Genomic DNA, 16,040 nt, shown 5'->3' on the forward strand with positions numbered 1-16,040 from the left:
CAGGCTCGGGCCGGACATAAATGACTGTTAGTCGATGTCTAGCACAGAAGAGCCAGGTATGTAGCGGTATCGGTATATTTGGTGCTTGGTGTCCGTTTCTCCGAGGGCGGTTCGCCTCTACCGCGCCGGCCTGCCGGCCCGCGTCGAGACCTCGTGGAGCAACTGCTCGATCCGGTCCACCCCGGCGCGCAGCGACATCTCCCGCAGGTAGGCGTCCCGCCCCCGCCCGCCCATCTCCGCCCGCGCCGCCGGCGGAATCGCCGAGGCCAGCCAGAACCGGTCCGCCAGCGCGGCCCAGTCCTCCGGCGGACAGGACAGCCCCGCGCGGGCCCGTTCCACGAGCGCCACCGTGTCGCCGGCGGCCGAGGCCACCACCGGAGCGGCGCAGGAGAGCGCGGCCTGCAGCTTGCCCGGCACCATGCCCCGCAGCTCGGGCAGGTCGCGCAGCATGACCAGCTGGTAGTCGGCCGCCGCGTACAGCTCCGGCATGTCCAGCGGCGACCGACGTTCGACGAACCGGACGTTCTGCGCCCGGAGCTCGGCGGCGAGCCCCCGCACCCGCCGCTCCTCCGCTCCCGAGCCGACCATGACCAGGTCCATCCGGTCCCCCAGTGCGGCCGCGGCGCGTACCGCGGTGTCCAGGCCCTGGCGTACGCCGATCGTGCCCGCGTGCATCACCACGCAGCGGCCGTTGCGGCGGATCAGCCGCCGGGCGGCCGGGCTGGGCTGCGTGGGCCGGAAGATCCGCTCGTCGGTCCAGTTGAGCACCACGCGCACCCGCTCCGGGTCGGCACCGCCGGAGACCACCAGGTCCCGCATCGAGGGCGCGGTCACGGCGACCGCGTCGGCCTCCTGGTAGAGCCGGCGCACGGTGGCGTCGAGCCGGCCCGACCAGCGGCGCCCCTCACCGGAGCGGGCCGGCTCCTCCTCCGGCCAGACGTCCTGCACGTGCAGCACCGTCGGCACCCGGCCGAGCAGCCGCAGCAGGCCGGCGGCGGCGAAGGTGACCGCGGGGAGCTGGAAGACGTAGAGGGCGTCGATCTCGCTCAGGTAGCGGCGGCCGGTCAGCGCCACGCTGCCGGCGAAGGAGAGCCAGCTGGCCATCCGTGCGCCCGTGGACCCGTCACCCCCGGCGTACCGGGGGACCCGGCGCACGGTCAGCCGCTCGCTGCGCGTCTGGTGCCGCCAGCGCTGCCGCCAGCCCGGATAGACGTGCCCGCCCGGGTAGTCCGGGAAGCCGGTCAGCACGCGGACGTCGTGGCCGCGAGTCGCCAGCTCCTCGGCCAGGCTGCCCGGGATGAACGCCGGTTCCGGCGGGAAGTGGTACGAGAGAATCCCGATCTTCATGGTCACGCTCCCGGCGGGGCACCGCGGCGTCCGGCCGGACGCACCCCGTACGATGCCCGCATCCCCTCCGCACCCGGCCGCGACGGCCGGCTGACCGCCGTCCCGCACCGCGCCGCGACGGCTCGGACGAGAGGGGTCCAGATGGTCGACGAGGTGCTCTTCGTCTGCCACGCCAACATGTGCCGGTCGCCGATGGCGGAGTACATCGCCCGACGGCTCCTCGCCGACCACCCGGTCGGCGTCGCCAGCGCTGGCACCGACGCCGTGGACGGCGCTCCGATGCACCCGTACGCGGTGGAGGTGGCCGCCGGGACCGGCGCGGACCCGGCGGCCTTCCGCACCCGCAGGCTGCGCCCGGAGCACCTGGCCGGGGCGGCGCTGGTGTTGACCGCGACCCGGCGGCAGCGGTCCGTCTGCACGTCGCTGGCGCCGGCCGCGCTGCACCGGACCTTCACGCTCCGGCAATTCGCGCGGCTGGCCGCCGCGGCGGAGGTCGCCGACGCACCCGACGGATCCCCGTTGCGCGCGGCGGTGGCGGCGGCGGCCGTCGCCCGGGGGCGGCTGCAACCCGCCGCCCCCGAGGCCGACGACCTCCGCGACCCGATCGGCGGCTCGCCCGCCGACTTCCGCCGCTGCGCGGAGGAGATCGAGCGGTCGATCCGGCCGGTGCTGGCGCTCATCGGGACAGCCGGCTGAGTTCCTGAGTCCGGTCGCCCTCGGCGCGCTTGCCGCGCCGGGCCACCCCGGCCCGGTCGGTCGGCACCGACGGCGCCGCGGGCGGGAGCACCACCTTGTACGCCTCGTACTGGTAGGCGTCCGCCTTGGCCACCTTCGCCATGTTCAGCACGCAGCCGAGCAGCCGCACCGAGACCGAGTGCAGCGCGCGGGCCGCGGCGGCCACCTGGTTGCGCGAGGTCCGCCCCTGCTGGGTGACCAGCAGCGCACCGTCGGCCTGCACGGCCACCACCACACCGTCGGTGACGGCGAGCAGCGGCGCGGTGTCGATGACCACGATGTCCGCCGACTCGCGCAGGGCCACCAGCAGGTCCGCCATCGCCTTGGAGCCGAGCAGCTCGCTGGGGTTCGGCGGGGTGGCGCCGCTGGGGAGCACGAGCAGGGACTTGTCGCCCCAGCGCTGCACCACGTCGCCGACCTGGACGTCGCCCACCAGGACGTCGGTGAGCCCGACGCCGCCGTCGAGGCCGAGGTAGTCGGCCACCTTGGGCCGGCGCAGGTCGGCGTCGATGAGCAGCACCCGCCAGCCGGCCTCGGCCAGCGCGATGGCGGTGTTGCACGCCATGGTGGTCTTCCCCTCGCCCTGCAGCGCGCTGGTGACCGCGATGACCCGGGCCGGCTCGTGTACGTCGACGAAGCGCAGGTTGGTCCGGAGCTTGCGGACCGCCTCGGCCCGGGGGGAGTTCGCCGCCTCGCCGACGATCAGCGGGGAGGACTTGGCGCCGGCCTCGAACGGGACCTCACCCAGCAGCGGGCTGCCGGTGACCCGCTGGAGCGCCGCGGCGTCCCGCATCCGCACGTCGGCCATGCCGCGCAGCACCGCGAGCGCGGCGCCGAGCAGCAGCCCGATCAGCCCGCCGAGGACCATGTTCCGCACCGGCTGCGGCGAGACCGGGCTGGAGGTGACCCGCGGGCCACTCACCACCTCGATCTTGATGGGCGGCGCCTTGCCGTCCGCCGGGGTCTCCACCTTCTGCACCAGTTCGACGAACTTGGCAGCGAGGGTCTCGGTGGTCTTCAGCGCCCGGGTCTGGTCGGTGTCGGTGAACGTGGCCTTGAGCAGCACCGTGCCGACCTCGGTGGTGGTCCTGATCCGACCCCGCACCTGGTCCGCGGTGAGACCGAGCGGGCTCTGCGCCACGACGCTCTGCGCCAGCCGGTCGCTGCCGAGCAGGTCCGCGTAGGACTTCACCCGCTGTTGGAGGAAGAGCCCGCCCTGGTAGGCGTCGGTGACGCCCTGGCTCGGGGTGGTGACGAAGAAGCTGACGGACGCCTCGTACCGAGGTGGAGTGCGGACCGTGACCGCGGCGGCCGTGCCGAGGGCCGCCATCAGCGTCACCAACACGATCCACCAGTGGCGCCGGACGAGATGCAGGTAACCGAGAACGTCCATCACGTTCCCCCTCGCGACACGCCGGTCAGCCCATGAAACTGCACAAAAGCCCCCTAAAACGCCCAGTGTTCGTGCCAGGATCAAAATCGCTCATACAAGACAGTAAGTGACTTGCCGAATGTAAACGATCAGGCGCGCATTCGAGCGTATTTCCTCCCATTCCGGATCGGACGTAGAGGGCAACCATGGATCGCGAACCCGCCGCCGCAGGCGACGCCATCGCCCGACCCCACCCGCGGGTCGCCCGCCGCGCGGCCACCCTGTCTCTGTTAACGCTGGACGCCGCCGCATGGTGCGGTGGCTTTCTGGGTGCGGCGTGGACCCGTTACGAGTTCGAGCTGACTCCCGCGGCCTGCGCCCGCACGCTGGCCGTGGCGCTCGCCTGTGCCGCCGGCTACGCCGCGCTCACCCTGCTGCGGTTCCGCGTGCACGGGCGGCATCCGGTCGGCAGCGCCGGTGAGGCCCGGGAGCTGGCCACCACCACCGCGCTGGCCGCCCTGGCCACGCTGGTCGCCGTGCTGCCCTGGGCTGAACACCCCGTTCCGGCCACCACCCCGCTGGTCGGGGGCACCGTCGCGTTCGTGCTGATGGCCGCCGGCCGGGCCGCCTGGCGAGCCCGCCAGGAACGGCACCGCCGGCCGGCGCGCACCGCCGAGCGCTGCCTCGTCTACGGGGTGGACGCGGCGAGCGAGCGGCTGGTGCGGGCGCTGCACGGCGACCCGCGCAGCCGTTACCTGCCGGTGGGCCTGCTCGACGACGACCCGGACAACCGGGACCTGCGCCTGGAAGGGCTGCGCGTGCTGGGCGGCCGGGAGCAGATCGGCGTGGCGGTCCGGGCGACCCGGGCCGGTACGGTGATCTTCTCGCTGAGCGGTTCGGACCCGGCGCTGCTGCGCGACGTGCGCGGCCGCACCCTCCAGGCCGGCGCCACGTTCAAGGTCCTCCCCCCGGTACGCGAGCTGCTCGACCGGCCGATCGCGGCGACGGACGTCCGCGACATGCAGATCACCGACCTGCTCGGCCGGGCCCAGCGGGTGGCCGAGCTGACCGTGGAACGCAGCGGGCTGGCCGGCCGCCGGGTCCTGGTGACCGGGGCGGGCGGGTCGATCGGTTCGGAGCTGTGCCGGCAGATCGCCCGCTGCGAGCCGGGCGAGCTGATGATGCTGGACCGGGACGAGTCGGCGCTGCACGCCCTGCAGATGTCCCTGCACGGGCGGGCGCTGCTGGACGGGCCCGAGCTGATCCTCGCCGACATCCGCGACGCCGAGGGCATCGCCCGGGTCATCGCCGACCGACAGCCGGACGTGGTCTTCCACGCCGCGGCCCTCAAGCACCTCACGATGCTCCAGCGCCACCCGGGCGAAGCGCTCATGACGAACGTCTGGGGCACCCTCAACGTGCTGGAGGCCTGCCGCGACGTCGCCGAGTTCGTGAACATCTCCACCGACAAGGCGGCCAACCCGGTCAGCGTCCTGGGCTACTCGAAGCGGATCACCGAGCGGCTCACCGCCCACCATGCCGAGCAGCTCGGCGGGGCGTACCTGAGCGTCCGGTTCGGCAACGTGCTCAGCAGCCGGGGCTCGGTGCTGACCGCGTTCCAGGCGCAGGTCAGGGCGGGGCTGCCGATCACCGTCACGCACCCGGACGTCACCCGCTACTTCATGACCGTGCAGGAGGCCGTGCACCTCGTCCTGCAGGCCGCCACCATCGGCCGGGGCGGCGAGGCGCTGGTGCTCGACATGGGCGAGCCGGTCCGGATCGCCGACGTCGCCCGCCGGCTCGCCGCCGAGGCGGACCGCCCGGTCGACATCGTCTACACCGGGCTGCGCCCCGGCGAGAAGCTGCACGAGCACCTGTTCGGCGCCGACGAGGCGGACAGCCGGCCGCTGCACCCGCTCATCTCGCACGTCCGGGTGCCGCCGCTGCACCCCGACGAGGTACGCGGGCTGGACCCGTACGCCGACCCGGACGAGCTGGTGAAGCGGCTGGCGGCACTCTGCGACGTCACCGGGGCGGCGCTGACGGTGGTGCCCGGCCAGCGCTGACGTCGACGGCGGCGGGAGGCTCGTCCACGTGGTGGGAGGCGCGTCCCACCGCCTCACCGCGCGGTGACCCGTCGGGCCGGATAGGGTCGGAGGTGGTGTGCCGGGAAGTCTGGTCGGCGATCGCTTCGCCGACCCCTGACCCCGAGGTGGACACCGCATGACCGACCGCACCCCGCGCACCCGCCGGCCCTACCGTTTCCTCTCCCGGCGATCGTGGCCGGAGGCGCGCTTCCTGGCCGACGTGCTGCGTACCGAGACGGTCGGGGGCGGGCTGCTGCTGCTCGGCGCGGTCGTGGCGCTGCTCTGGGCCAACTCCCCCTGGCGGTCCGCGTACGCCGGGCTCGGCGACTGGGTGCCGTTCCCCGCCGGTCACGCGCTGCACCTGGACCTCAGCCTCGCCGCGTGGGCCGCCGACGGCCTGCTGGCGATCTTCTTCTTCGTGGTGGGCCTGGAACTCAAGCGGGAGTTCGTGGCCGGCGACCTGCGGGACCCCCGGCGGGCCGCGCTGCCGGTGGTGGCCGCGATGGGCGGCATGCTGCTGCCCGCGCTCTGCTACGTCGCGGTGACCCTCTCGGCCGGCGGCGCCGGGCTGCGGGGCTGGGCCATCCCCACCGCGACGGACATCGCGTTCGCCCTCGCCGTGCTCGCCGTGGTCAGCTCCCACCTGCCGCAGGGCCTGCGCGCCTTCCTGCTGACCCTCGCCGTGGTGGACGACCTCTTCGCGATCATCATCATCGCGGTCTTCTACACCGCCGACTTCCACGCCCTGCCGCTGCTGGCGGCGCTCCTGCCGATCGCCGCGTTCGCGCTGCTGGTGCAGCGGCGGCGGACCTGGTGGTGGGCGTTGCTCCCGCTCGCCGGGCTGGCCTGGGCGCTGGTGCACGCCTCCGGGGTGCACGCCACGGTCGCCGGGGTGCTGCTCGGCTTCACGGTGCCGGTGCTGCCGTCCCGGGCCGGCCGGCCCGGGCTGGCCGAGCGGCTGGAGCACCGGTGGCGGCCGGTCTCCGCCGGCCTGGCGGTGCCGATCTTCGCGTTCTTCGCCGCCGGCGTGTCGCTGGTCGACGTCGACCTGGGCGGCGTGCTCACCGACCCGGTGGTCCTCGGGGTGGTCGCCGGGCTGGTGCTCGGCAAGACCGTCGGGGTGTTCAGCTCGACGTTCCTGCTCGCCCGGTTCACCCGGGCGGAGCTGGACGAGGAGATCACCTGGGCCGACCTGTTCGGGCTGGCGCTGCTGGCCGGCATCGGGTTCACCGTGTCGCTGCTCATCGGCGAGCTGGCCTTCGGGGCCGGCAGCGCCGAGGACGACCGGGTGAAGGCGGCCGTCCTGCTCGGCTCGCTGGTCGCGGCTCTCCTGGCCTCGCTGGTGCTGGGCCGGCGGAACCGGGTCTACCGGCGGATCTCCGAGCGGGAGAGCCGGGACAGCGACGGCGACGGCGTGCCGGACGTCTACCAGGAGGAGACCGCGTAGGTCCGGCCCGCCGACCGCCGGGGTCAGCGCCGGCGCCGCGCGCGCTCCTCCTCGGTCCCGTCGGTCTCCTCCTCCACCGCGTCGGCGTACGGATCGAGCAGGTCGTCGCCCGGCACCGCGACCTCCTCGGCCCGGTCCTGCTCGTCGGCGCGCCCGCCGGGCGGGGGCTCCGGGGCGGTGCCCTCCCCGGCGAAACCGTACTCGTTGGGCTCGTCGTGCCTGCTCATGCCTGGACCTCCCGGTCGTCCTGCGTCGCTCCGGTGCCGCGCTCAGGAGGTGCTGCCCAGGGCGCGGTGCAGATGTTCATACCCAGCGACGCGGTCCACGATCATCCGAGCCGGGATTCCGCCGCCGCGACCGTCGGTGGCGGCGGAATCCCCGCGCCGGCTCAGGCGAGCTGCTCCACCGCCTCGAAGATCAGCCAGAGGCCGCAGATGGCGAAGAGCACGGTGGCGCCGTACCGGATGGCCCGCTCCGGCAGGTGCCGGCCGAGCAGCCGGCCGACCAGGATGGCGAGCGCGTCCGCGGCCACCATGCCGAGGGTGGAGCCGAGCCAGGTGCCGACCCAGCCGTACTTGGTGGCCAGGGTGATGGTGGCGAGCATCGTCTTGTCGCCCAGCTCGGCCAGGAAGAACGCGACACCGACCGCGAGGATCGCGGACCGGCCGCTCTTCTCCGCCTTGCGCTTCTCCTCCTCGGTGAGCTTGTCACCGCGCAGCGTCCAGACGCCGAAGCCGAGGAAGGCCAGGCCGGCGACGAGCGAGATCCAGCCGGTGGGCAGGGCGGCGTTCAGGCCGTACCCGATCGCCACCGAGGCCAGGTGCACGATCGCGGTGGCGACGGTGATGCCGATCAGCACCGGTACGGGCTTGAACCGCGTGGCGAACGTGAGCGCCATGAGCTGGGACTTGTCGCCCAGCTCGGCGACGAAGATGACGCCGAAGCTGATCACCAGCGCGACGAGGAAACCGTCCATGTGAACCTTCCCGATCAAGCCGGGAGGAGGTACGGGGCGCCCTCGACCCGGCTGCGACAGCCTGAGTCGAAGGTCTCGCCCGCCCCGGGGACCGGGGCCGCGTGGCCGGATGCGGAACGCATCAGTATGTCGACCACGACATTGGGGGCTACTCCCCTTCGCGCCGCCAGCCTAACCCAGCACGGCCGGCGGGGCCGCCGCGGGTGAACAGGCTCACCCGCGGCGGGCCGGCCGGCTCAGTCCGCCCGGGCGAGGGTGACGCCGAACAGCCCGTCCGGATCGGTCCAGAACGCCTGCCGGGTGAACCCCGCCGCGGCCAGCTCCGCCGCGATCCCCTCCGGGCGGAACTTCGCCGAGATCTCCGTCCGCAGCTCCTCGCCGGCGGCGAACTCGACGTCCAGGTCGAGCACCCGCACCCGGGTCGGCTGCTCGGCCCGCAACCGCATCTCGATCCACTCGTGCTCGGGATCCCAGACCGCCACGTGGGTGAACGCCTCCGGGTCGAAGTTCGCTCCCAGCTCGCGGTTGATCACCCGGAGCACGTTGCGGTTGAAGTCGGCCGTCACCCCGGCGGCGTCGTCGTACGCGGGCACGATCACCCTCGGGTCCTTGACCAGGTCGGTGCCGATCAGCAGCCAGTCCCCGACCTCCAGGGCGGCGCGCATCGCGGTGAGGAACTCGGCCCGTTCCACCGGGAGCAGGTTGCCGATGGTGCCGCCGAGGAAGGCCACCAGTCGCCGTCCGCCGGTGGGCAGCCGGTCGAGTTGCCGGGTGAAGTCGCCGACGATGCCGCGTACCCGCAGCCCGGGATACTCGGCGGCGATCTGCGCGGTGGACTGGCGCAGCGCGCTGACCGAGACGTCCAGCGGCACGAAGGTGCCCAGGCCGCCGTGCCGGGCGAACGCGTCCAGCAGCAGTCGGGTCTTCTCCGACGAGCCGGAGCCCAGCTCGATCAGCGTCTTCGCGTCGGTCAGCTCCGCGATGTCGCCGGCGTGCGCGGCCAGCACGGCCCGCTCCGCGCGGGTCGGGTAGTACTCCGGCAGGCGGGTGATCTCCTCGAAGAGCTCGCTGCCCCGGGCGTCGTAGAACCACTTCGGCGGCAGCCACTTCGGCGTCGCGGTCAACCCGGCCCGTACGTCCTCGCGCAGGCTGCGCCCGAGGTCCTGCTCCTCCAGGTAGATCTCCAGTGGTTCCGCGCTCATGTCGTGTCCCTTCTGTCCTACCTGCGGGTCTCAGGCGGCCGTCAACTCCCGGATCTCCAATCCGGTCGCGGTGGCCACCACCAGCTGCCCGTCCGGCACCGTCTGCCAGCCGGGGTCGTCGTCCAGGGGCTCGGAGGTCAGCAGCACCGAGTCGGGGGTCCGGCGCAGCGACAGCGCGTGGCCCGCCACGCTGGCCACCACCGTGGTCCCGTCGGTGAGCAGCAGGTTCAGCCGCGAGCCGGGGGCCGCCGCGGCGACCGCGGCGACGGTGTCCGCGACCGCGGTGTCCGGCGCCGCCCCGCCCCGCAGCCGGTGTCGCACGAGTGCCCAGAGCAGCGCGGCGTCGGTCGGCGCGTCCAGGGTCAGCAGGTCGCGGACCGGCAGCCCGGCGGCCAGCGGCACCACCGTGTCCGGCCAGCCCCGGACCACCCCGTTGTGGCTGAACAGCCAGCGCCCCTCGGCGAACGGGGCGGCGGCGGTCTCCTGCACCGGCATGCCGACCGTGGCGGAGCGGACCGCGGCCAGCACCGCGCCGGCCACGGTGACGGCCGCCAGCTCCGGCAGGGTGGTGTCGCTCCACAGTGGCTGGGCCCGCCGGTAGCGCACCGGGTCGCCGGCGCCCGGGTACCAGCCGACGCCGAAGCCGTCCGCGTTGATGGTGCCGCCGCCGCGCATGTCGCGTGGCGCCCAGGACTGGCGCAGCAGGCCGTACGGCGGGTCGTACAGCAGGCTCCGCAGGCTCACCGGCGGCCCCAGGTACGCCAGGTGGCGGCACATCAGGCGCTCACCCGTGCGCCTCCTCGGACCGCGCGTCCCGGGCGCAGCGGAACCCGCTGAAGATCTGCCGGCGGATCGGGTAGTCCCAGTTGCGGAAGGTGCCCCGGCAGGCGGCCCGGTCGGTGCCGAACGAACCGCCGCGCAGCACCCGGTAGTCGTCGCCGAAGAAGACCTCCGAGTATTCCCGGTAGGGGAAGGCGACGAAGCCGGGGTGGCCGCGGAAGGTGGTCGAGGTCCACTCCCAGACGTCCCCGATGAGCTGGTGCACGCCGAGCGGCGAGGCTCCGGCCGGGTAGCCGCCCACCGGTGCCGGCCACAGGTGCCGCTGGCCCAGGTTGGCGTGCTCGACGGTCGGGTCCTCGTCGCCCCACGGGTAGCGGCGGGAGCGGCCGGTCGCCGGGTCCCAGCGGGCCGCCTTCTCCCACTCCGCCTCGGTGGGCAGCCGCTTGCCGGCCCAGGCCGCGTACGCCTCCGCCTCGTACCAGCAGACGTGCACCACCGGCTCGTCGTCGCGTACCGCCGACCAGCGGCCGAAGCGACGGTACGCCCAGCCGTCGCCGTCCCGACGCCAGTGCATCGGCGCGCTCAGCTCCGCCTCGACCCGGTGCCGCCAGCCCGCCTCGCTCCACCAGCGTGGCTCGTCGTACCCGCCGTCGGCGATGAAGGCCCGGTACTGCCCGTTGGTGACCGGTGCCGCGTCGATGACGTACGCGGGCAGCTCGACGGTGTGCGCGGGGCGCTCGTTGTCCAGCGCCCACGGGTCGGTGGAGGTGCCCATGGTGAACGGCCCGGCCGGCACCAGCACCTCGCCGCCGACCCGGGCCCGGGGCTCGGGCGGCGGCGGCGCGTCGAGCACCGCCGCCCCGGCACGCAGCTGGTGGGTGGCGAGCATGGTCTCGTCGTGCTGCTGCTCGTGCTGCACGATCATCCCGAAGGCGAAGCCGTCCTCGACCAGCTTCCGGTCGTCGAACCGGATGCCGTCGAGCAGGTCGTAGACCTTGTCCCGGACGGTGCGCACGTAGGCGCGCGCCTCCGCCGGGGGCAGCAGGGGCAGCGCCGGGCGGTCCTTGCGGGGCTGTTTGAAGGCGTCGTAGAGGTCGTCGATGTCGCGACGGACCGGCTCGCGGCCGCCCACGTCGCGGACCAGCCAGAGCTCCTCCTGGTTGCCGACGTGCGCCAGGTCCCAGACCAGCGGGGACATCAACGTGGAGTGCTGCCGCATCAGGTCGTCGTCGTCCACGGCGTCGGTCAGCAGGGCGGTACGGGCCCGGGTGCGGTCCAGCTCCGCCGCGATCACGCTGCGCAGCCGCTCGCTCTCGGTACCCGGCCGCTCGGTCGTGGTCACCGGTGCCTCCTCTCCGCGGCGGCGCGTCGCCGCCGGATCGCTCGGCTCGTCTCCTCGTGCAGCCCCGCCGGCAGGTCCAGTCCGGGCAGCGCGGTCAGGGCCAGGTCGAACAGGGCCGCCGCGGCGGTGGCCAGCGGCCGGTCGCCCAGGCCGTGGCGCGCCGCGGCGTGCCATCGGTGGGCCACCGGGGTGGCGACCGCCATGGCCTCCCGGGTGGTGGCCGGGTCGGCGAAGAGCGCGGCCAGCACCGCCAGCGGCACGGTCCACTCCCGGCCGGGTTGGGTGTCCAGGTAGCGGATCTCCAGGTAGCCGCGCGGGCGTACCGGCGGGAAGAGTGTGCTGACGTGGTAGTCCAGGTCGTCGGTGGTCGGTGGGCGGGGCAGCGCGCCGGCCAGCCAGTCGGCGAAGGTGACCCCGGGCGGCGGGGTCCAGTCCGGACCGTCACCCCGCACGCAGAGCAGCGGCGCGGCGAGCACGTAGCCGGTCCAGGCCGCGACGGGGTCGTGGTCGGCGCGGTCGGGCGACCAGACCGGACCGGTCCGCGCCGGGTCGATGGCGAGCCAGGCCGCCATCCGGGCGGAGGCCCAGCCGGTACGCCGGCCGGCGTGCCGGTCGGCGGTGGCGAACGCCGCCAGCAGCGGTGGCCCGACGGCGTGGGCCGCCGCCCACCGCTCGGCCAGCCGCTCGGGTTCGCCGGCGTCGAGGCAGACCTGGAGCCCGGCGGTGCTGTACATCATGGCGCGACCGGCCGGTCCGCGCCGGTCGAAGACGCAGCGCATGGCCTGGTAGCGCGGGGTCTCGACGACCGGGCGGGGCGCCCGCCAGGGGTCCATGCCGGAGCCGCCCAGCACGAGGCCCGCCGCATCCAGTACGGCGCTCAGCTCGGCGATGTCGGCCGTGGTGGCCAGGATCAGCGCGGCGATCGAGGGTCGCGGCGCGGAGGAGATCTCCACCTGCCCGCCCGGCTCCACGGTCACGGCGCCGCCGTGCCGGAGCCCGTCAGCGGGGCTCGTCGGGTCGATGGTGACGGGGCTGTGCCGCCCCAGGGCCCGGCGCAGTCGCTCGCGGTCGACCGGTCGGGTCGGGTCCGCGGCGTCGTGCACGGTCCATTCCAGCTCGACGCCGGTCAGGGTGGGCGGGCCGGTCTTGAAGCAGATCCTGGCGAGGTGCCCGGCGGCCGAGGCCTCGTCCCCCAGGACGGTGGTCCGGTCGAGCTCCGGTGACATCACCAAGAGAAGCTCCTCTCCCCGGGGTGGCGACGGCTCTGTCGGCCCGGACGCCGGCACCGTCACCGGCGGGCGCCCGCGGTTCCACCATCTTCTGTCTATCAGACGGAATCCGCGTGCCCGGAGAGATGAATTTTTGTCCGGAATCCGGTCGCGACGGCCCGGCGGCGGGTCAGCGGGCCCCGCTCGGTCTGCCGGACTGCCGGTCCGGGGTCGCCCCGTTGCCGGCCGCGGGCGACCGGGTGGCCCTGGGGCTGGGCGAGTCCTCCGGGCTCCGGTCCGGCACCAGCCGGACGCAGTAGGCCTCCACCTGCCCGGCTCCGCCGGCCGCGGCGACCAGGTCGGCGTAGGCGGCCGTCTCCAGCGCCGCGGCGCGCTGCTCGTCCGGCTTGGCCAGGTAGGCCCGGCACAGGCCGGTGAGCTGTTGCTCCGTCGCCGGGCGGCCCGGTCCGCCGGTGCCGTCGGGTGTCGGCGAGGCGGCCGGCCCGGAGGCGCCGACGCTGGGCGTACCTCCCGGCGACTGCGACGGCGAGCCGGTGTCGCCCGCGCCGGTGCGGCCCGCCGTGGTCGGGACGGGCGGCGGCGCCGGCTGTTCGGGCCGGTCGAGGCTCACCGCGGCGACCGCGACGCCGGCGGTGGCGGTGGCGGCGAGCCCGGCCGCCCAGGCGGCCACGCCCACGCGGAAGCGGCGCGGCCGGGGCAGGCGCGCCGGCGCCGGCCCGGGCACCGGGTACGCCCGGGCGGCCCGGAACGCCGCCACGGCCTGCTCCTCGCCGGACAGCTCACCCGGGTTGGTCGGGGCGGCGGCCGCGGCGAGCAGGTGGACCAGGGGATCGGCCCCGGCCTCCGGGGGACCCCCGGCGCGGGCCGTGTCCAGCAGACGCTCGGACTCCGCCCGGTCGGCAGGCCCGTCGGACCGGCGAAAACTCATCCAGCTTCCCCTCACGTCATCCGTCCGCCGGTTCGGCCTTCGGCGCGTTCGGCGCCTGCCGTCCCCGATCGGTACGCGGGCGGGGCGGGGTGACTCTCCCGGCCCGGCCCGGCGACTGGGCCAGGTCGGAACGTTCCAGCAGCGCGGCGAGGCGACGCAGGCCGCGGTGCGCGGCGGTACGGACGGCGCCCGCCCGCCGGCCGAGCACCCGCCCGGCGGTCTCGGCGTCGAGGCCGATCACGGCGCGCAACAGCACCGCCTCCGCCTCGCGGGGCGGCAGGGTGGCGATCAGCGCCAGCGCCGTCTCGGTGCCGATCGTCTCACCGGCCCGCTCGGCGGTGTCGGCATCGCCGGCCAGTTCGCTGAGCGCCTGCACCGGCACCGGCAGCGACGGCCGCCGGCGCTGCCGGCGGAGGTGGTCCATGGCCCGGTTGCGGGCGATGGTGACGGTCCAGGCGCGGAACTCCCCGCCGGTGAAGCTGGGCAGGTCACGGGAGATCTGCAACCAGGTCTCCGAGGCCACGTCCTCGGCGTCCGCGCCGACCAGCGCGGTGAGGTAGCGCAGCAGGCCGGGTTGGAGGCTGCGGTAGAGGAAGCGGAAGGCCGCCTCGTCGCCGGCCTGGGCCGCGGCCACCGCCTCGCTCAGCTCACCGGTCATGAACCTGCCGTTCCCGCCGTGCCAACCTGCACGGACCGGCGTCCGCCGGTGCCGTGACCGACGTTCCGCAGGTCCGGTGACCGGACCTCCACCCGTACCATCGCCCCCCACTGACTGGTCGGCAACCGCACGGACCGTGCGGGCGCGCGTATGGACATGTGCCGCTCGGTACGGCCGTCGGCGGACATACCGTACAGCGTCGCGGGACGGCCCAGAGCCGGGCCAACGCTAGGAGCGGACGGACGGGTGGACAAGCCGCCATCCAGGGGCGAAAGAGTGAGAAATGTCTACCGACACTGACGGCGGGTCGGTGTAACGGAGCCCACCCACCGCACGCTCCCGGCCACCGCTTGACGGGAAGCGGCTGTCTGGAAGCCGGACATACGAACCTACGAGCGCATTTGCTGGCCCATCGTACCCGACTGATCACCCTCAGCCGATCGGGCGCACGGCTGGTTGACCGTTAGGCCGACCGGCGGCGAGCCGCCCGCCGGTCGCGACGGGAGAGATCGCGGGAAATACTTCGCGGCCACTCTGGGTACGGTATGGAGGTGTTGTCTTCGGAGGTCGTACTCAGCGGTCGGTACCGCCTGGATGACCGTGTCGCCACCGGCGGCATGGGCGACGTCTGGCGGGGCACGGACCTGGTGCTGGGGCGTCACGTCGCGGTGAAGGTCCTCCTCCCCGCGCTGGTCTCCGATCCCGACTTCATCGCCCGCTTCCGCGCCGAGGCGCGGATCATGGCGTCGCTGCGCAACCCGGGCATCGTGCAGGTCTTCGACTGCGGCGAGGACCAGTTGCCCGACGGCAGCCGGGCCGACTACCTGGTCATGGAGTTCGTCGACGGCGAGCCGCTGAACAGGCGGATCGAGGCGGCCGGCCACCTCGAGGTGGCCGAGACGATGTCGATCGTGGCGCAGGTGGCCCAGGCCCTGCACGCGGCCCACAACCGGGGCATCGTCCACCGGGACGTCAAGCCGAGCAACCTGCTGGTGCAGGAAGACGGCACCGTCGTGCTGGTCGACTTCGGGGTGGCCCGGTCGACCAACGTGACCAGCATCACCAGCACGAACGCCGTGCCCGGCACGGCCCTCTACATGGCCCCCGAGCAGGCGGCCGGCCGCCCCGTCTCCGGCGCCACCGACATCTACGCCCTCGGCGCGGTCGCCTACTGCTGCCTCACCGGCACCCCGCCGTTCACCGGCGACAGCCCGCTCCAGGTGGCCGTACGTCACCTGGACGACGCGCCGCCGGAGCTGCCGGCGGAGATCCCGCCGTCGGTGCGCGACCTGGTCGCCCGGGCGCTCGCCAAGGACCCGGCCGATCGCTACCCGTCCGGCGCGGCGATGGCCGAGGCGGCCCGGGCAGCGATCGGCGAGTCGCCGACCTCGATCGTGCCGCTGGCGCTGCGCGGCGCGGCCGGCCCGCCCGGCACCCGGGACGACCTGACCGTGGCGGCCCCACCGGCGACCGCGGCGCCGCCCGGGCGGCGCCGCCGGCGCGGGACCCTGGTCGGCGCGCTCGCCGCGGTCCTGGTGGCGCTGACCGCCCTGGGCGCGGCGCTCGGCGCGGCGAAGAACGCGGGCGAGCCGGCCACGACCATCCAGACGACCTCCCCGGCGGCCACCCCCACCACCGGGGTGGAGTCGGCCGCCAGCGAGGCGCCGCCGACCAGTTCGGGCGGCCGCCCGTACCGCCCGGTCGGTCCCGCGAAGCCGTCCGCGTCGGCCTCGGCGACATCCACCCCGTCCCCGAGCGCCTCCGTCGAGCCGAGCCAGCCAGCGGAGACGTCGCCGCCCCCGAGCGAGCCGAGCACGGACCCGAGCACCACGACGCAGCCGAGCGACAACGCGACGCCGACCGCCACCAGCACGACCCCCGACCCCGGGACCGGTGGTGGCGCCCAGCAGCCGGGTGGCGCCACCGGCTGAGTCGCT

The 16,040-nt window shown here is 74.5% G+C and carries 14 protein-coding genes; 4 read left to right on the plus strand and 10 right to left on the minus strand.

What is annotated here, in order from left to right; translation table 11 throughout:
- Window positions 1–117: 117 nt before the first annotated feature.
- Window positions 118–1,347: a glycosyltransferase family 4 protein gene (locus ACGFI9_RS11125; protein ID WP_393177491.1), complete on the minus strand. Its 1,230-nt coding sequence runs from the start codon at window positions 1,345–1,347 to the stop codon at window positions 118–120.
- A gap of 141 nt (window positions 1,348–1,488) precedes the next feature.
- Here ACGFI9_RS11125 and ACGFI9_RS11130 point away from each other — a divergent pair, with 141 nt between their 5' ends.
- Complete coding sequence (locus ACGFI9_RS11130; RefSeq protein ID WP_393177493.1) at window positions 1,489–2,043, plus strand: low molecular weight phosphatase family protein; 555 nt, start codon at window positions 1,489–1,491, stop codon at window positions 2,041–2,043.
- On the opposite strand, the gene ACGFI9_RS11135 is transcribed toward ACGFI9_RS11130, so the two are convergent.
- Window positions 2,024–3,475, minus strand: coding sequence for a polysaccharide biosynthesis tyrosine autokinase (locus ACGFI9_RS11135; protein ID WP_393177495.1), 1,452 nt, complete (start codon window positions 3,473–3,475; stop codon window positions 2,024–2,026). The two genes, ACGFI9_RS11130 and ACGFI9_RS11135, sit on opposite strands and share 20 nt — an antisense overlap.
- A gap of 185 nt (window positions 3,476–3,660) precedes the next feature.
- Between ACGFI9_RS11135 and ACGFI9_RS11140 the strand changes: the two genes are divergently transcribed.
- Window positions 3,661–5,520, plus strand: a complete 1,860-nt coding sequence (locus ACGFI9_RS11140) for a polysaccharide biosynthesis protein (protein ID WP_393177497.1) — start codon at window positions 3,661–3,663, stop codon at window positions 5,518–5,520.
- Window positions 5,521–5,677: 157 nt separating this feature from the next.
- Complete coding sequence (gene nhaA / locus ACGFI9_RS11145; RefSeq protein WP_393177499.1) at window positions 5,678–6,988, plus strand: Na+/H+ antiporter NhaA; 1,311 nt, start codon at window positions 5,678–5,680, stop codon at window positions 6,986–6,988.
- 23 nt (window positions 6,989–7,011) lie between these two features.
- On the opposite strand, the gene ACGFI9_RS11150 is transcribed toward nhaA, so the two are convergent.
- From ACGFI9_RS11150 to ACGFI9_RS11185, 8 genes are all read right to left on the minus strand, one after another.
- The gene (locus ACGFI9_RS11150; RefSeq protein ID WP_393177501.1) at window positions 7,012–7,215 is read right to left on the minus strand and encodes a hypothetical protein; all 204 of its coding nucleotides are present in this window, start codon (window positions 7,213–7,215) and stop codon (window positions 7,012–7,014) included.
- 161 nt (window positions 7,216–7,376) lie between these two features.
- Window positions 7,377–7,964 carry a TMEM165/GDT1 family protein gene (locus ACGFI9_RS11155; RefSeq protein ID WP_393177503.1) on the minus strand — a complete coding sequence of 196 codons (588 nt, stop codon included), beginning with the start codon at window positions 7,962–7,964 and terminating at the stop codon, window positions 7,377–7,379.
- Window positions 7,965–8,200: 236 nt separating this feature from the next.
- Window positions 8,201–9,166 carry an L-histidine N(alpha)-methyltransferase gene (egtD, locus tag ACGFI9_RS11160; protein ID WP_393177505.1) on the minus strand — a complete coding sequence of 322 codons (966 nt, stop codon included), beginning with the start codon at window positions 9,164–9,166 and terminating at the stop codon, window positions 8,201–8,203.
- A gap of 30 nt (window positions 9,167–9,196) precedes the next feature.
- Window positions 9,197–9,943, minus strand: a complete 747-nt coding sequence (gene egtC, locus ACGFI9_RS11165; protein WP_393177507.1) for an ergothioneine biosynthesis protein EgtC — start codon at window positions 9,941–9,943, stop codon at window positions 9,197–9,199.
- Between the two features lie 7 nt (window positions 9,944–9,950).
- On the minus strand, window positions 9,951–11,288 hold the full coding sequence (gene egtB / locus ACGFI9_RS11170) for an ergothioneine biosynthesis protein EgtB (RefSeq protein WP_393177510.1): 1,338 nt from the start codon (window positions 11,286–11,288) through the stop codon (window positions 9,951–9,953).
- Window positions 11,285–12,520 (minus strand): ergothioneine biosynthesis glutamate--cysteine ligase EgtA, encoded by a 1,236-nt coding sequence (gene egtA, locus ACGFI9_RS11175; RefSeq protein WP_393177512.1) that lies wholly within the window; start codon window positions 12,518–12,520, stop codon window positions 11,285–11,287. Before egtA ends, egtB begins: the two co-directional genes overlap by 4 nt.
- Window positions 12,521–12,686: 166 nt before the next feature.
- The gene (locus ACGFI9_RS11180) at window positions 12,687–13,445 is read right to left on the minus strand and encodes a hypothetical protein (protein ID WP_393177514.1); all 759 of its coding nucleotides are present in this window, start codon (window positions 13,443–13,445) and stop codon (window positions 12,687–12,689) included.
- 16 nt (window positions 13,446–13,461) lie between these two features.
- Window positions 13,462–14,103: an RNA polymerase sigma factor gene (locus ACGFI9_RS11185; protein ID WP_393177516.1), complete on the minus strand. Its 642-nt coding sequence runs from the start codon at window positions 14,101–14,103 to the stop codon at window positions 13,462–13,464.
- Window positions 14,104–14,654: 551 nt separating this feature from the next.
- Between ACGFI9_RS11185 and ACGFI9_RS11190 the strand changes: the two genes are divergently transcribed.
- Window positions 14,655–16,034, plus strand: coding sequence for a protein kinase (locus ACGFI9_RS11190; RefSeq protein ID WP_393177518.1), 1,380 nt, complete (start codon window positions 14,655–14,657; stop codon window positions 16,032–16,034).
- Window positions 16,035–16,040 lie beyond the last annotated feature (6 nt).

Source organism: Micromonospora sp. NPDC048930 (genome assembly GCF_043197935.1).
Taxonomy (GTDB): Bacteria; Actinomycetota; Actinomycetes; order Mycobacteriales; family Micromonosporaceae; genus Micromonospora.

What these genes read in the sequence shown, in the direction of transcription:
- ACGFI9_RS11180 (WP_393177514.1), bottom strand. Translation starts at nt 13,445, where the DNA reads ATGAGTTTTCGCCGGTCCGACGGGCCTGCCGACCGGGCGGAGTCCGAG.
- ACGFI9_RS11130 (WP_393177493.1), top strand. Translation starts at nt 1,489, where the DNA reads ATGGTCGACGAGGTGCTCTTCGTCTGCCACGCCAACATGTGCCGGTCG.
- ACGFI9_RS11150 (WP_393177501.1), bottom strand. Translation starts at nt 7,215, where the DNA reads ATGAGCAGGCACGACGAGCCCAACGAGTACGGTTTCGCCGGGGAGGGC.
- ACGFI9_RS11140 (WP_393177497.1), top strand. Translation starts at nt 3,661, where the DNA reads ATGGATCGCGAACCCGCCGCCGCAGGCGACGCCATCGCCCGACCCCAC.
- egtD (WP_393177505.1), bottom strand. Translation starts at nt 9,166, where the DNA reads ATGAGCGCGGAACCACTGGAGATCTACCTGGAGGAGCAGGACCTCGGG.
- ACGFI9_RS11125 (WP_393177491.1), bottom strand. Translation starts at nt 1,347, where the DNA reads ATGAAGATCGGGATTCTCTCGTACCACTTCCCGCCGGAACCGGCGTTC.
- ACGFI9_RS11135 (WP_393177495.1), bottom strand. Translation starts at nt 3,475, where the DNA reads ATGGACGTTCTCGGTTACCTGCATCTCGTCCGGCGCCACTGGTGGATC.
- ACGFI9_RS11155 (WP_393177503.1), bottom strand. Translation starts at nt 7,964, where the DNA reads ATGGACGGTTTCCTCGTCGCGCTGGTGATCAGCTTCGGCGTCATCTTC.
- nhaA (WP_393177499.1), top strand. Translation starts at nt 5,678, where the DNA reads ATGACCGACCGCACCCCGCGCACCCGCCGGCCCTACCGTTTCCTCTCC.
- ACGFI9_RS11185 (WP_393177516.1), bottom strand. Translation starts at nt 14,103, where the DNA reads ATGACCGGTGAGCTGAGCGAGGCGGTGGCCGCGGCCCAGGCCGGCGAC.
- egtC (WP_393177507.1), bottom strand. Translation starts at nt 9,943, where the DNA reads ATGTGCCGCCACCTGGCGTACCTGGGGCCGCCGGTGAGCCTGCGGAGC.